14 protein-coding genes are annotated in these 12,281 nt (G+C 42.2%); 1 reads left to right on the top strand and 13 read right to left on the bottom strand.

What is annotated here, in order from left to right:
* Positions 1–5 precede the first annotated feature (5 nt).
* The 11 genes from RMY64_RS16220 to RMY64_RS16270 all read right to left on the bottom strand — a co-directional run bounded on the left by RMY64_RS16220 (position 6) and on the right by RMY64_RS16270 (position 9,875).
* Complete coding sequence (locus RMY64_RS16220) at positions 6–593, bottom strand: Uma2 family endonuclease (RefSeq protein ID WP_322700612.1); 588 nt, start codon at positions 591–593, stop codon at positions 6–8.
* Between the two features lie 51 nt (positions 594–644).
* Entirely contained in the window at positions 645–1,754 is a 1,110-nt protein-coding gene (proB, locus tag RMY64_RS16225; protein WP_322682813.1) for a glutamate 5-kinase, read from the bottom strand.
* Between the two features lie 257 nt (positions 1,755–2,011).
* Positions 2,012–2,551: a YqeG family HAD IIIA-type phosphatase gene (locus tag RMY64_RS16230; protein WP_322700613.1), complete on the bottom strand. Its 540-nt coding sequence runs from the start codon at positions 2,549–2,551 to the stop codon at positions 2,012–2,014.
* A gap of 53 nt (positions 2,552–2,604) precedes the next feature.
* Positions 2,605–3,231, bottom strand: a complete 627-nt coding sequence (locus RMY64_RS16235) for a hypothetical protein (protein WP_322700614.1) — start codon at positions 3,229–3,231, stop codon at positions 2,605–2,607.
* A 232-nt stretch (positions 3,232–3,463) separates the two neighbouring features.
* Positions 3,464–4,036: a DUF3727 domain-containing protein gene (locus tag RMY64_RS16240; protein ID WP_322675428.1), complete on the bottom strand. Its 573-nt coding sequence runs from the start codon at positions 4,034–4,036 to the stop codon at positions 3,464–3,466.
* Between the two features lie 143 nt (positions 4,037–4,179).
* The gene (gene ruvX / locus RMY64_RS16245) at positions 4,180–4,656 is read right to left on the bottom strand and encodes a Holliday junction resolvase RuvX (protein WP_416212149.1); all 477 of its coding nucleotides are present in this window, start codon (positions 4,654–4,656) and stop codon (positions 4,180–4,182) included.
* Between the two features lies 1 nt (position 4,657).
* Positions 4,658–5,914, bottom strand: a complete 1,257-nt coding sequence (locus RMY64_RS16250; protein WP_322675430.1) for a GNAT family N-acetyltransferase — start codon at positions 5,912–5,914, stop codon at positions 4,658–4,660.
* Between the two features lie 208 nt (positions 5,915–6,122).
* A complete protein-coding gene (locus RMY64_RS16255) occupies positions 6,123–6,329 on the bottom strand; it encodes a hypothetical protein (RefSeq protein WP_104907762.1) in 207 nt (68 codons plus the stop codon).
* Between the two features lie 124 nt (positions 6,330–6,453).
* Positions 6,454–6,945, bottom strand: coding sequence for a hypothetical protein (locus RMY64_RS16260; RefSeq protein WP_322682820.1), 492 nt, complete (start codon positions 6,943–6,945; stop codon positions 6,454–6,456).
* A gap of 161 nt (positions 6,946–7,106) precedes the next feature.
* Positions 7,107–9,245, bottom strand: a complete 2,139-nt coding sequence (locus RMY64_RS16265) for a pentapeptide repeat-containing protein (RefSeq protein WP_322700615.1) — start codon at positions 9,243–9,245, stop codon at positions 7,107–7,109.
* Positions 9,246–9,536: 291 nt separating this feature from the next.
* On the bottom strand, positions 9,537–9,875 hold the full coding sequence (locus RMY64_RS16270; RefSeq protein ID WP_322675433.1) for a hypothetical protein: 339 nt from the start codon (positions 9,873–9,875) through the stop codon (positions 9,537–9,539).
* 299 nt (positions 9,876–10,174) lie between these two features.
* Here RMY64_RS16270 and RMY64_RS16275 point away from each other — a divergent pair, with 299 nt between their 5' ends.
* A complete protein-coding gene (locus tag RMY64_RS16275) occupies positions 10,175–10,606 on the top strand; it encodes a hypothetical protein (RefSeq protein ID WP_322675434.1) in 432 nt (143 codons plus the stop codon).
* Positions 10,607–10,641: 35 nt separating this feature from the next.
* Here the strand turns inward: RMY64_RS16275 and RMY64_RS16280 are convergent, their stop codons facing one another.
* Complete coding sequence (locus tag RMY64_RS16280) at positions 10,642–11,013, bottom strand: hypothetical protein (protein WP_322675435.1); 372 nt, start codon at positions 11,011–11,013, stop codon at positions 10,642–10,644.
* Between the two features lie 77 nt (positions 11,014–11,090).
* Positions 11,091–12,272, bottom strand: coding sequence for a glycosyltransferase (locus tag RMY64_RS16285; RefSeq protein WP_322700616.1), 1,182 nt, complete (start codon positions 12,270–12,272; stop codon positions 11,091–11,093).
* Positions 12,273–12,281: the final 9 nt, after the last annotated feature.

The following is a 12,281-nucleotide window of genomic DNA, read 5'->3' on the forward strand; positions in this document are numbered from 1 at the left end:
TGCTATTACTGTTGAATGCCTTGACGAAACTCTCTAATAGCTTCCAAGGGAGACGATAACAAAAGACAACGATTGAGCAAGGATAAATCTAATTCTGCTAAAAACTTACTTTTAACAACTTTCTCATATTCTTGCTCTCGTAAGTAGTAAACTTCAATTGTGCCATCTTCCCAAAACCAAACTTCCGGGACTTGCATTAATTTGTACTTCTGCAACTTTATAGGACTACCGCTAGTAATCACTACTTCAATGCACAAGTCTGGTACAGGTTTGTCCGTTCCAAAGCAATAAGATAAATCTGCTTGGTATTCTACTATCTTGGGAATAATCTGACTAAAACTACCACTGGGGAAAAATTCAATGCCTTTGACTTCAAAATAAGTAATCAATAATCCAGCAATTAAACACTTAATCACCTCATGAGGTTTACCAATACTCACTATTTCTAAGATTCCCTCACAATAAAACAGCCGCACCCCTGGTACATTTTCAAAGCTAGCTTGAATCGCTTTAAACTGTTCCCAACTTAACCCATGTCGAAAGAAGCGTTGTTCTTCTGGTAAGTTAACAGCATTTTCTAACGTTTGAGTCATAATATTTTTACTCTCTCAGTTAGTAGTCACAAAATTTATCTTATTTCCATTTTAAGTCAAAACCAAATTATCCCGATGAATCACGGTTTCTGCACCGGCATATCCTAGAATTGTAGAAATTTCTCGTGAATGACGCCCACAAATCTTTTGCAATTCATTGCTGTTGTAATTCACAAGTCCTCTGGCAATTTCGTTACCGTTCGTGTCACACAATTGCACCGCATCTTGCGTGTCAAACTCTCCTTCTACTAACTTAATTCCAGCTGCTAATAACGATTTTCCTGCTAGAGAAATTGCCGCGATCGCACCTTCATCTAAATACAATTTCCCCGCAGGTACAAGTCCATAAGCTATCCAACGTTTACGCGCCGAAGTTGGTTCCGGTTGCGGTTCAAAATGCGTCCCAATCAATTCGCCTTGGATAATTTTTTCGATATTCCGGGGAAATCGCCCTTGGGTAATTACAGTACGCACTCCCGCTGCGATCGCAATCCTCGCAGCCGAAATTTTTGTCACCATCCCACCAGTACCCCACCGAGAACCTTGGGAACCTGTTTGTATTTGTAATTGAGTTAATTCCTTAATGCTACTCACTAAAGCGATCGGCCGCGCATCTGGCACAGAACGGGGATCGGCTGAGTACAACCGATCGACATCGGTGAGCAAAAATAGCCAATCTGCTTCTACTAAGCTGGCAACCAATGCCGAAAGGGTGTCATTATCACCAAATTTTAGTTCGTCTATTGCTACGGTATCATTTTCATTGACTATCGGGATCGCTCCCAGTCCTAATAGTTCCTGAAAAGTGTTGTAGGCATTGAGATAGCGGCTGCGCTGCACCAAGTCACTGCGAGTCAGTAATACTTGAGCGATCGGCTGTTGTAAAGTATTAAATAAATCATCGTATACCCGAATTAACCTACCTTGTCCAACTGCTGCTACAGCTTGTTTGAGTGCGATCGCCTTAGGACGTTCAGTTAAACCCAACCGCGCACAACCCACGCCGACAGCGCCAGAAGAAACCAAAATCACCCGATGTCCTTGGCGTTTTAAATCGCAGAGTGTTTCCGCCAATGTAGCGATGGTAGAAAGTGCTAATTGTCCCGTTTCTGGTTGAGTTAGGCTGGAAGTACCGATTTTGACAACAATTGTTAGTGGCATCTAAAAAGTGAGGAGTTAGGAGTTAGGAGTTAGGAGTTGAATTTAATTCATAACTCATAACTTCTAACTCCTAACTCAATTTGTAAAGCGCCAATCCCTCTATAGTGAAGGTTGACGCTTTACGGAAGTATATTTACTTAGTATGAGTTAGGGTCTTTTTTGGCTGACCCCATGTTATTAATACTTATGATCCCCGATTTTTTGGTTCCAGTAAGATTCCTTAATTATTTCTTTAGATTTACTTTCCTGACGATTTTTCAACTTTTGTGAATCTTCTTTTTCTTGGGTGTAATAGAGGCTCCCAAAATTTCAGATATCCAAACTTCAAAGTTGCGGACGGGATGAGAGCGCAAAGCCGCATCGGCATGAACAATCGGTTCCACTAAAATGGTAAACATTCCCAGACGATTACCTGCTAAAACATCGGTAAACAAGCGATCGCCTACCATTCCCACTTGATGCACTGGTAGATCCATTCCCCTCAGTGCGGCTCTAATTTTGCGTCGGGAAGGCTTGGCTGCACCTAAGTAGTAAGGTAAATTGAGCGATCGCGCAATTCCACCAATTCGCGCTTCACTCAGGTTGTTACTCACCAAGCACAGTGCAGTACAGGTACGGATTTGCTCCACCCACTCTCGTAGTTCTGGAGAAGCTATCCCGACTGTAAAAGGTACTAAAGTTTCATCTACATCCAATACCAGCCCTTTAAGCCCGTATTTTTGGATAATATCTGGTGTTAGGTTTAACACTGAACCCTCTAAAATCAAATCAGGCTGTAAAAGATTGTTCCAGAACATAGTCAACAGTCAAATGTAGATAGCTAAGACAAATGAGCATAACCCAATATAGTTTAGTTAGTCGAACTCCATCCTGGAATCTCTCCCTGAACATTTTGAGATAAAATCCCTAAAATCTTATCTATTTCTTTGATGTAATAATTACTCAAATCAATAAATATATCGTTTTCTTCTAACTTCAAAAACTTCCAAATATCGCCTGTTGTTACTGCACCATAAATTTTTCTGATTTCATTTCCTTCTTGTTGATTAAACAATTGGGCTGCCAACATTGCGGCTGCACATTGACCTAATCCACCTTTAATATTTTCGTTTTTGGCTTCAATAATAACCACCACTGGCACATTAATTGTTAGCTGCTCTTTAGAACGACTGATGATAAAGTCACAGTATCCATTCAGACCTTTTTCTGCATCTACATTAAAATCTGTTCCCGAAAATAAGCTAATTGGATAACTCGCTCTGCGTCTTATCTCCAACAATATTGGAGTGATAATCATTTCTGAACGAGCTTTTTCAGTATTAATTGCTAAAGCCAGTTCTGTAGTTTCTTCTAAAGAATTTTTGAGTTTCTCACTTGCTTGTAAAGGTTCTATGTCAGCACATAAATCAGTTTCTTCATCAATGCGGATGCTGAATGACTTTTTAAATTTACTTAATGTAAAATCGCTATAAGCCATTTTCAGCACCTTATACTAATTTGGTATTTTAGATAATGGAATTAAAAAATCCCTACCAAAATGCTTTTTTGAGGATCTTAAACAATACTAATTTTCCCAATTTAGTGTCAATGTTTCATTGCTTCTAACATTTAGTGGGACATAGTAAAAGATTTAAGTAAATTGTGATTTCAATGAAAAATTACCAATTAAAAAATTCAAAATGAAAATATTACATTTTGAATTTTTAATCTTATTCAACTTCATTAAAAAGATGTTCTTCTAACAGAGGTTGCACTTTCCTAAACTCCTCTGGAGAAAGTAATTCCGGCTCGCCTGTTTTTGTTATCCGTGCAAAAAACAACAGAGGGTCTAGGGGTGTATAAATTGCATACTCCTGATCTTCCTCATAAAAGCTAGCGAGTAGCTGTAATTGCTCAGGCTCTAAATCTGCCTCTTCGTCTTCGATTTCTAGGGTGAAGAGTTCTGATTCTTCCACTGGCGGTAAATCACCTGCAACAGTCAAAGCATAAGCTGTATTCTTCAGTACCAAGTTCTGCTCAGATAGTACAGCTTGGGCGTTAGCAAAAATTTGCTCAATGATGGTGTCATCTTCTACCAGAACCGCTTCTTCTTCCTCACCGTCACCTTCCCAAGAAAAAATTTCTACAGGTGAGTCTACAGGAAGGAGCAAAACGTATTCTTGTCCATCTACCTCTAGGGAATGCTCTATATAACAGTCGAGCGATCGCCCTTTATCATCGGTTAAAGTGATGGAACCCGCATGAGCGTTATCATTTTCTTCAGGAAATGGAGAGGAATACATAGCCGAAATGTAGAAATTTAATAAATACCAGCAAGTTTGAAAATCGCTTAACTATAGTTAATGACATATTATGTCAAACAAATAGCTTTATACGTAGATACAACTGCTGGCTAATCGTTTTTAGAATATCATGTTAAAAGGTATCAATATTCAATAGCCGCAACTGAGCTAGGAGAGTTAGCACGTTTAACATCCAGCCATTGTTGCAAAATCAAAGCCGCTGCCTTGCGGTCAATCAAACCTTTATTGCGTGATGGAGAGCGGTTTTCAGCTATCAGCAGTTGCTCTGCTTGAAATGAAGTTAATCGCTCATCCATATATTCCACAGGCAAGTTTAGTGCTTTAGCAAGTCTTTTAGTAAATTTCTGAACTTGACGAGCCTGAAATCCTAGTGAGCCATCCATTGAATAAGGTAAGCCCATAACTAGAACTTGCACCTCACGTTCATTAACGATTTGTCGGATTTGCTCGACATCCTGCTCAAAAGATGTGCGCTCAATTGTAGTGATACCCGTGGCAATTAAACCCGTGCGATCGCATCCAGCTACACCAATCCGCTTGCGACCAAAATCTAGTCCCAAGGCGGAAATAAACGGTTTTGGTTGCTCTTGGAATATCACACTACTTCTCCTGCTGTCCATCTGCTGATTCAGTAATCGGCGATGTTTCTATGCTAGGATTTTTTACCGGAAAGTTAATCGGTTCTGGCTTGATTGGCAGTGGTTTATCTGAGGATGGCAGCTTCCCTGGTTGTATCCATGACATCCCACCTGGTATAGGTTTACGAGTTGGTTGTAAACCTTGCAGCATATCAGTCCATTGGATTCCTTCTAAGGAGACGAATTTCGACTCTCGTAGCTTGTGCCACACAGAGCGAGACATCACTAATGTATGTTCTATGCGTTTTGCTCCAATTCGCTCCAAATATTCTTCTCGCTCTGCCTGATAGTCTGAAGAGGCTAGTTGTAACCCTTGCTGGGGAAAATCTTGGGCAATACGAGCCAGTTGAGATAGTAATTCTGGATAAAGCCAGGTGTAAGCAGGATGAACTGTCAGCGTTGCAGCATGGGGAACTTCACCCTTGCGATCGAGTTGCACCTGAAAATAGCCGATCGCAGCTTTGCGTTGCGGTTCAAATACGTAACCACTGACTACTTCTGTTTTAGTCAGCCATTGCTTTACTGCATCAGTTAAAGCGCCAAACAAACTGGTTTTAAAGTCGCGGGTATTGCGGTCAAAAACCTGACGTACCAGAGGTGGCATCGATGCCGTATCTAGTTGATATAGCAACTGGGCATCAGCATTACTTATAGGCAAGAGGTTGGGCAAGTCTGGCTCTGCTTGTGCCAATTCAGCCAGTAATTCTGGCCCAATTTCCCAGTACGTCATTTCTGCTAGACGCTGGAATCCATTTTGCCGATATAGTGCCAGCGCCTCTATGTCATTGATATTAACTTCCAGTAGCCAAGTACGAGCTTCCAGAATCGATTCAAAGCAATGACGCAAAAGTTGCGAACCAATTCCTTGTTTATCGACACCACGCTCTAGCAACACTCGATCGATCCGCCAAGTGCTACGTGTGCGGTTAAAGGGTGACACTTGAATCATTCCTAAAAGTATCCGCCCTTGCTCTGCGACAAAAGCACAAAGGCGATACTGTAGCGGGTTAGGAAACCAACTTAAAAATTTGAGTAATCCATACCAGCGACGCAGCCTTTGCATCTGGCTGATGGCAAAACCTGCTCCCTTCGGAGTAAGGGCTGCGAATGACTCTTGAGTTATGCGCTCAATTCCGTCCAGATCCCGATATTGGACTGGTCGGATAATAACGCTGAGGTTTCTGGGAAGTAATGAAGTCATTTTTATTCGAGCCGCCATTTAGCCTTAACTAACTGCTCTTCAAAGGAAGGAACTGCTGCAATAATCTTAACTAGTTTCTGCTCTCTACTATTGTGCCAAAAGGGTGATTTTAGTAACTTAATACTTAAAAAGCAGAAAAAGCAGACCTTGTGAGAACACCATTGGCATTGACCCAACAACATCTGCCCTTATTTTATTTGAATTTTGATTAAAATTTGTATATATTTTATAACCCTTGCCGAGAAACTAGCTTTTCAAAGTGGGCTTGGGTTTGATGGAGTAATTGGTGGCGACTATCTACTAGTGTTTGCTTCAGGGTTGGAACAAGATTACGAGCTTGCAGAGTCATGTGAAGTTGCAGGTTGGCAACATATTCACTGAAATCTTGATTCATTTCATCTGCGCCCGCATCCGTTAATAAATTTGATTCCATTGCCACTGTGTTCTCCTGTGTTAATCCTGTGCTGTCTCTCTTCATGACCAAAAACTATCACGTTGTTTGGACTAACTTGTTAATTTGCAATGAAGTTTAACGCTTCTTAGGGATAGGGTGTCCCTTAAAATCTTAAACCAACACCACCTTGTACAGAGATAGCTGTACCACTGCTATCTCGGTAGGCATCAAAAGCAATAATGGCATTGCCAAAAAGGACAGTATTGCTATTTGGGATCATATAATCAATACCCGGTTGTAAAGCAAAACTAATTTTGTCGCCCACGGGAGAAGAATCACCACCACCAGCTAAAACTAATCCCGCACCCAGGTAGGCATCAGCTTGCCAGTTGAGGGGGATATCGTAAGAAACCGTTGGTACAACAGCCGTATTATTACCAATTAACACTTGAGCGCGGAGTGAAATTGGTGCTTCCAAAAGCTTGTAGCGCCCCGCGATTACTCCCCCCAATTGGATACCATCGGTAAAACCAACAGTGGGGCCGATACCAATATAACTGCCATAAGCTACTTGAGCTTGTGCTGGTTTCGTACTCGCCAGACTCAAGACCAAACCAGCCCCCAAAACTGAAACCAAAGATGGAATATATTTCATAACCAACTCCTCACACCAATTAGTCATTAGTCATTGGGCATGGGGCGTTAGGAGTGCTGAGTTAAGAGTTAAGAGTTAGGAGTTTTGTTTATCTCCTTGTCCCTTTGTCTCCTTGTCTCCTCATCCTCCCCTGCTCCCTGCCCCCTGCCCCCTCTCTCATTCTACGGGCAACGGGGATGAATCCCTCCTTGAGTACAAATGTATGCTAATTGCTTGGCATCTAAATTTTTGGCTTGAGAAAAATCAACCCCTTGGACTACGGCAGATACTGAGCCTAAATCTGGGGTTTGGACAAATTGATCTGCTGGATCTTGTTTGCTAGGAGCGAGAATTGCTCCTTTGAAATCTGCTCCAGCAACATTTGCCCCTCGTAAATCTGCAAGACTTAGGTCAGCATTTTGCAAGTTAACGTTTTCCATTTGGGCAGAACGTAAAACAGCACCAGTTAAACGAGTAGCGCTGAAGTTAGCATTGCTGAGGTTAGCACGATCCAAATAAGCTCCTGATAAATCTGCCCCTTGCCAATCAGTGTTAATTAAGTTGGCAAAAGATAATTGCGTGCCGATCGCAGTGGCGCGACCTAAACGCGCTGCATACAGATTGGCTTCGTTCAATTTGGCATCGCCTAAATCAGCCCCAGTCAAGCTAGCTTTTTCTAAAACTGCGTTTCGCAGATCGGCTCCTACTAGTTGGGTGCTGTTGAGTTTAGCATCATATAAACGCGCGTTGGATAAGTTGGCTCTGTTAAGAGTGGCACGACTCAAATCGATGCGGTTCATCAAGACGCGACTGAGGTTAGCATCAGTGAGATTAGCTTGCTGCAACTGAGCTTGGCTTAAATCAGCCATTACATCGTCGTAGGTATCCCAGCGTCCATCTTCACCCACACCCCGGAAGCGGCTACCCTTAAAGCTAGCTTGGTTAAGATTTGCAGATTTAAACCTAACTCCTGATAAATCAAGATTGTCCAGTACCAAGTTGAAGAAGGAACTTCCAGAAGTACCGCTTTGACCTAATTGGGTTCTACTAAGGTCAACACCGTCGAGTTTTTTACCGCTATAAACAGAGAGAATCTTGTTGATTGTTCGTTGGTTTCTTTGTAACCGACCTTGGCGTAATTCCCGCTCTTTGGTTGCAGTGCTACCTACAGATTCCAGTTCGCTCACCAAAAACTGATTCTTATTTTTAAGTTCTGGGATGGCTTGAGGCCCGACAGTTGTCAAAGCTTGTTGAATTGTATCCAGAAGGCTGGGGTCAGTTTCGCTAACTAATAAATCCGCCAGAAATTTAATCGATTGTGGGTCATTAAGACCACCCATAGCCAGAATTGCACTTTGGCGTTGCTCATTAGTCGCCCCAGAGTTGGGAGTCAATTGTTTGACAAGTTCGAGGAATTGTTGGCTGTTGATTTGCTTGGTTGCTCGCTGGGATTGTTGAATTTGGATATAAACTTGAGTGCCGATTAAAGTTGCCAACACAGCAGTCATACTCGTCAGCCCTACCCCAAACAAAGTCAGATTGGGATTTTGCTGTATTCGCCGCCACAAATTAGGTGACTGGCTGGTTTGATCTGCCGCTAATTCTTCTCCCTCTTGCCATTCTGCTTCTTCATTACCGTCAGCAGACTGAGCTTGTCTGTTGCTAGCTAAGATTGCATCGATTGTATAAGTACCTGCGAGTCGATCGTGGAGTGCGCGACGCCCTTGACGTGACGGTAAGCCAATCCCTTCACCCACAATCATTAATAAAGACAAAAATGTGAATAATCCTAAATTGGGAAAAGCAAAGCTGTAGCGCCACAGTAGATAGGCAATGGAAATGGGTACTGTCCAACGTCCAACTCCTTCTCTGATCGCAACTGCCCCCAATCCGGGCGGCTTCCCTTGCTCGTTGACAACCCGCACTTTTAACCAACGTTTAGGAATTGTGCTACCAGTCTTAGCTAATAAATACAATTGCCACCAAGAGAGAGTTACAGGCGCTAACAAGGCGATTGTCCACAAAATATTAGTCGGCCATGCAACATTACGGGTACCATAGCTCACAGGTAGAGCTAAAGGTCTGGCGATCGCTCTTTCTGTGACTACCAGCACGGGGTTAAGCGGCACTCGGTTCAGATCGCTTCTAGAATTGGCATAGACACCAATGCCGAAGGGAATCAACCCACTAGTCACCACTAGTGTGATTTCAGCCGCCCAAGCAGCAAAACGCCTACTTCCTAGCAGCAGCGAATTGGCTCTTTCCGATTTTTTTGACTGACCAGATTGATTACTAGTTCTTCTGACAATTGGTGAGGTCATCGTATAATTTCCTTTGATATTATTTCTACGCCGCGATCGGCACAATTAAAATAGACTAAGCTCGTCAGCAAAAAGAAAAGCATATTGAAATAGGATTTAGGAGTTATGCAGCAGAATTTTGGAGTCTGAATGGGCTGCCCTAACAGAAATCAAATAGGCTTTATACCTAGTTTTGACACTTAGCTTGTGTACTTCAACTTCCTGGAAATCCTCTGTAAGTCAGAAGCCGTTTTTATTTCGGCTCCTGACTTTCATAACTTTGGGCAGAGTGCAAAGTAAATGCATATCAACTTATTGCTTACGTTGAAAGCTACCAGACACAAAAATTTTGTATCCAACATACACTAACACTGCCAAAAGTGCCAGACTGATTACAGATGCAACTAGTTTAAACACTGCTTGCAGTATCGCCAAGCCTACTAGCACCGTCACACCTGAAACTACCAGCTTTTTTGCCCCAGATAAGCTGTTGAACCAAATCTGAAATCGCTCCAGTTGCAAGTTGAAGCTGGCAAAAACAGACTGAGGCGTTTGTTTTTGTTCTTGTGAAACCACCCCAGGCGGGGAATTAATCTCTGCGTCTAGCTGATTGAGACGACGCTGTAAGTCTTCTTCTGGTTGAGGATTCATCAATTTTTCCTAACTCATTAGCATACTTATTCAACAATAGACTAACCAAATTCTATTTTTGGTGGTTGTCTTTGTGATTTTAGCTAATGTCTGTGCGTGCAAGACCTTTCAGACATCAATTCTAGAGACGTTGCAATGCAACCTCTCTACATACACCTATCAAATCTTCACAAAGAATCCTGAACTCACTAGTATTACTTTATACGGCAGCTTTTGGAACCAAGAGGAATTGCTCTCGTCTATATAGATCGGACTGTATAACAATATTGCTCTAAAAAAAATCTGGAGCATTAATTAAAATGAAGACTCTGAGGCTACTTGCAATTATTCCCACAGCTTTGGCGATGAGTTTGGCTTTCACTGAGGCTAATTCGGCACAGACACCGACAATTCAAATTGGTCGAAATTTCCAACCAGATCCACTGGTTTTGAAGGGAAAGTCTGGGGGAGCTGTCAAAAGTAATTGTGGCAATATTACCACTGAACCTAGTCAAGTTATCCAAGTTACAGAGTCACTACCTTATTTACGATTAACAGTAGAGAGTCAAGGAAAGCCAACACTCCTGCTCGACGGGCCTGGAGGGCGCTTTTGTGTACTAGCAGATAGTTACTCTGGAAGTAAGTCAGAACTTTCTGGTTATTGGCAGGCAGGAAAATACTCGCTGTATGTGGGCGAACTATCCCAGCAACAGTTTACTTACAACCTCTCAATCTCACAAAAAAATAAATAGTCATTAGTCATTAGCAAAGGACAAATGACTAATGACTATTCTTCCAGTGATTTAGCGGGAACTTCGACAGCAGTGACATCAATTGTGCCTTCTGGTGTGAAGCGCTGAAAATGACTATTTTGCACTAACAGTAATTCCTTACAGTTAGGACATTGCAACTGACTGTTATTTAAGCCTGTAAATTCATATCCACAAACGGGACATTGATCGGCAACCAAGTTGCGTTGCAGCCACCAACGAAAGCCAAAAAAAGCCACAATAGGTGTTAACAACAGCAACCCGAAAATAATTAGCAATGAATTAACTAACCAACCCAAGCCCACTGATGCCAGCAACCAAACAACTGCCAGCAGGGTGAGCCAAGGGCGGAGATTTAAAAGATTCAATTGAAATGACTTAAAGCTCATTTTTAATAAATTTCGTCCTGCTCTCCTTCTAGGATAGCGATTTTAGTCATTGGTCATTTGTCATTTGTCATTTGGACTCAAATGGACTTTATTACTGAGGATAGCAGCATTTTGTGTAAGTGCTGTTGAAAGGCATTTAAGCCAAACAGAGCGATCGCCTGTTCTCGCAGCCACTCCCCATCACATCGCTGGTCATTCCCTTGAAGCATTTCTATACAAGCTGCTGCTACAGCATCAGGATTGCGGTGTGGGACTCGCCATCCCAGTTTACCATCTTGCAAGGGGTCAGCGGAACCATCATCGTCACCAGATAACACCGGCACTCCACAAGCCATTGCTTCTAGATAAACTATGCCAAAGCCTTCTTGTGAAGGCATGATATAGGCATCAGCAAGGCGGTAATGTTCCATTAATTGTTCTGTGGCAACGAAACCAGCAAATACAACGCGATCGCTCACACCTAAATCTTTTGCTAGCTGCGCCAATCGCGGTTGGTCATCGCCGCGACCAATTACCAAATATTTCACTTCTGGAAAAACTTCAGCGATTTGTGGTAATGCCCGAATGGTGACATCTACACCCTTGTAAATATCTCCTGACCATAACCGCGCTACTGTCATTAACACTTTCGCGCCAGTTAAGCCATACTTCTGGATTAATTCTGGTTGTTTGGAACCAGGAGTAAATTTATCCGCATCAATTGCACAAGGCATCATCTGTACCATATTTGGGTTTAGACTATTGGCAACACAAGCGCGATCGCGGCTGTAGCGACTAATTGTCCAAATTCTCTCTGCTGATATCAGGGCACGACGTTCCTGATTTTTCAACGGTTCCCAGACTTCTTTGCCGTAAGTTAGCACGGTGTAAGGAATCCCCAAAGGCTGGCAAAGTGTTTGGATTAATACTGCTAAGTTAATGTGACCGCAGAAAACCTGCTGCGGACGGCTCTGCAACAGACATTTCAGTAAAGCTGCTGCCATTTGCAATCTCCCCAAATAGGGAGACTGATTTTTAAAGTAATGAAATTTTAAGTTTTCGTCTTCAAACGGATTTAAGCTATCAGCACTATCTCGCAGCAAAAATACTTCTGCTTTGTAGTCTTGACCCAATGCCAAATAGGCGCGAAAAATATCTTTTATATAGGATTGAATACCACCTTCATGAGCAAAAATTTCTAAAAACACGAAGATATGGTTAGTTTGTTTATTAACTTTATTACCTAAATTCAGGTTTTTTGTCACTGTAGTGATTTGCATTTAGATTAT

It is taken from the genome of Nostoc sp. DedQUE08 (assembly GCF_034530895.1).
Lineage (GTDB): Bacteria > Cyanobacteriota > Cyanobacteriia > Cyanobacteriales > Nostocaceae > Nostoc.

Coding starts and splice junctions, on each gene's coding strand:
- RMY64_RS16285 (WP_322700616.1), bottom strand. CDS start 12,272: ATGCAAATCACTACAGTGACAAAAAACCTGAATTTAGGTAATAAAGTT.
- RMY64_RS16270 (WP_322675433.1), bottom strand. CDS start 9,875: ATGAATCCTCAACCAGAAGAAGACTTACAGCGTCGTCTCAATCAGCTA.
- RMY64_RS16255 (WP_104907762.1), bottom strand. CDS start 6,329: ATGGAATCAAATTTATTAACGGATGCGGGCGCAGATGAAATGAATCAA.
- RMY64_RS16230 (WP_322700613.1), bottom strand. CDS start 2,551: ATGTTCTGGAACAATCTTTTACAGCCTGATTTGATTTTAGAGGGTTCA.
- RMY64_RS16260 (WP_322682820.1), bottom strand. CDS start 6,945: ATGAAATATATTCCATCTTTGGTTTCAGTTTTGGGGGCTGGTTTGGTC.
- RMY64_RS16250 (WP_322675430.1), bottom strand. CDS start 5,914: ATGGCGGCTCGAATAAAAATGACTTCATTACTTCCCAGAAACCTCAGC.
- RMY64_RS16280 (WP_322675435.1), bottom strand. CDS start 11,013: ATGAGCTTTAAGTCATTTCAATTGAATCTTTTAAATCTCCGCCCTTGG.
- RMY64_RS16220 (WP_322700612.1), bottom strand. CDS start 593: ATGACTCAAACGTTAGAAAATGCTGTTAACTTACCAGAAGAACAACGC.
- RMY64_RS16240 (WP_322675428.1), bottom strand. CDS start 4,036: ATGTATTCCTCTCCATTTCCTGAAGAAAATGATAACGCTCATGCGGGT.
- RMY64_RS16235 (WP_322700614.1), bottom strand. CDS start 3,231: ATGGCTTATAGCGATTTTACATTAAGTAAATTTAAAAAGTCATTCAGC.
- proB (WP_322682813.1), bottom strand. CDS start 1,754: ATGCCACTAACAATTGTTGTCAAAATCGGTACTTCCAGCCTAACTCAA.
- RMY64_RS16265 (WP_322700615.1), bottom strand. CDS start 9,245: ATGACCTCACCAATTGTCAGAAGAACTAGTAATCAATCTGGTCAGTCA.
- RMY64_RS16275 (WP_322675434.1), top strand. CDS start 10,175: ATGAAGACTCTGAGGCTACTTGCAATTATTCCCACAGCTTTGGCGATG.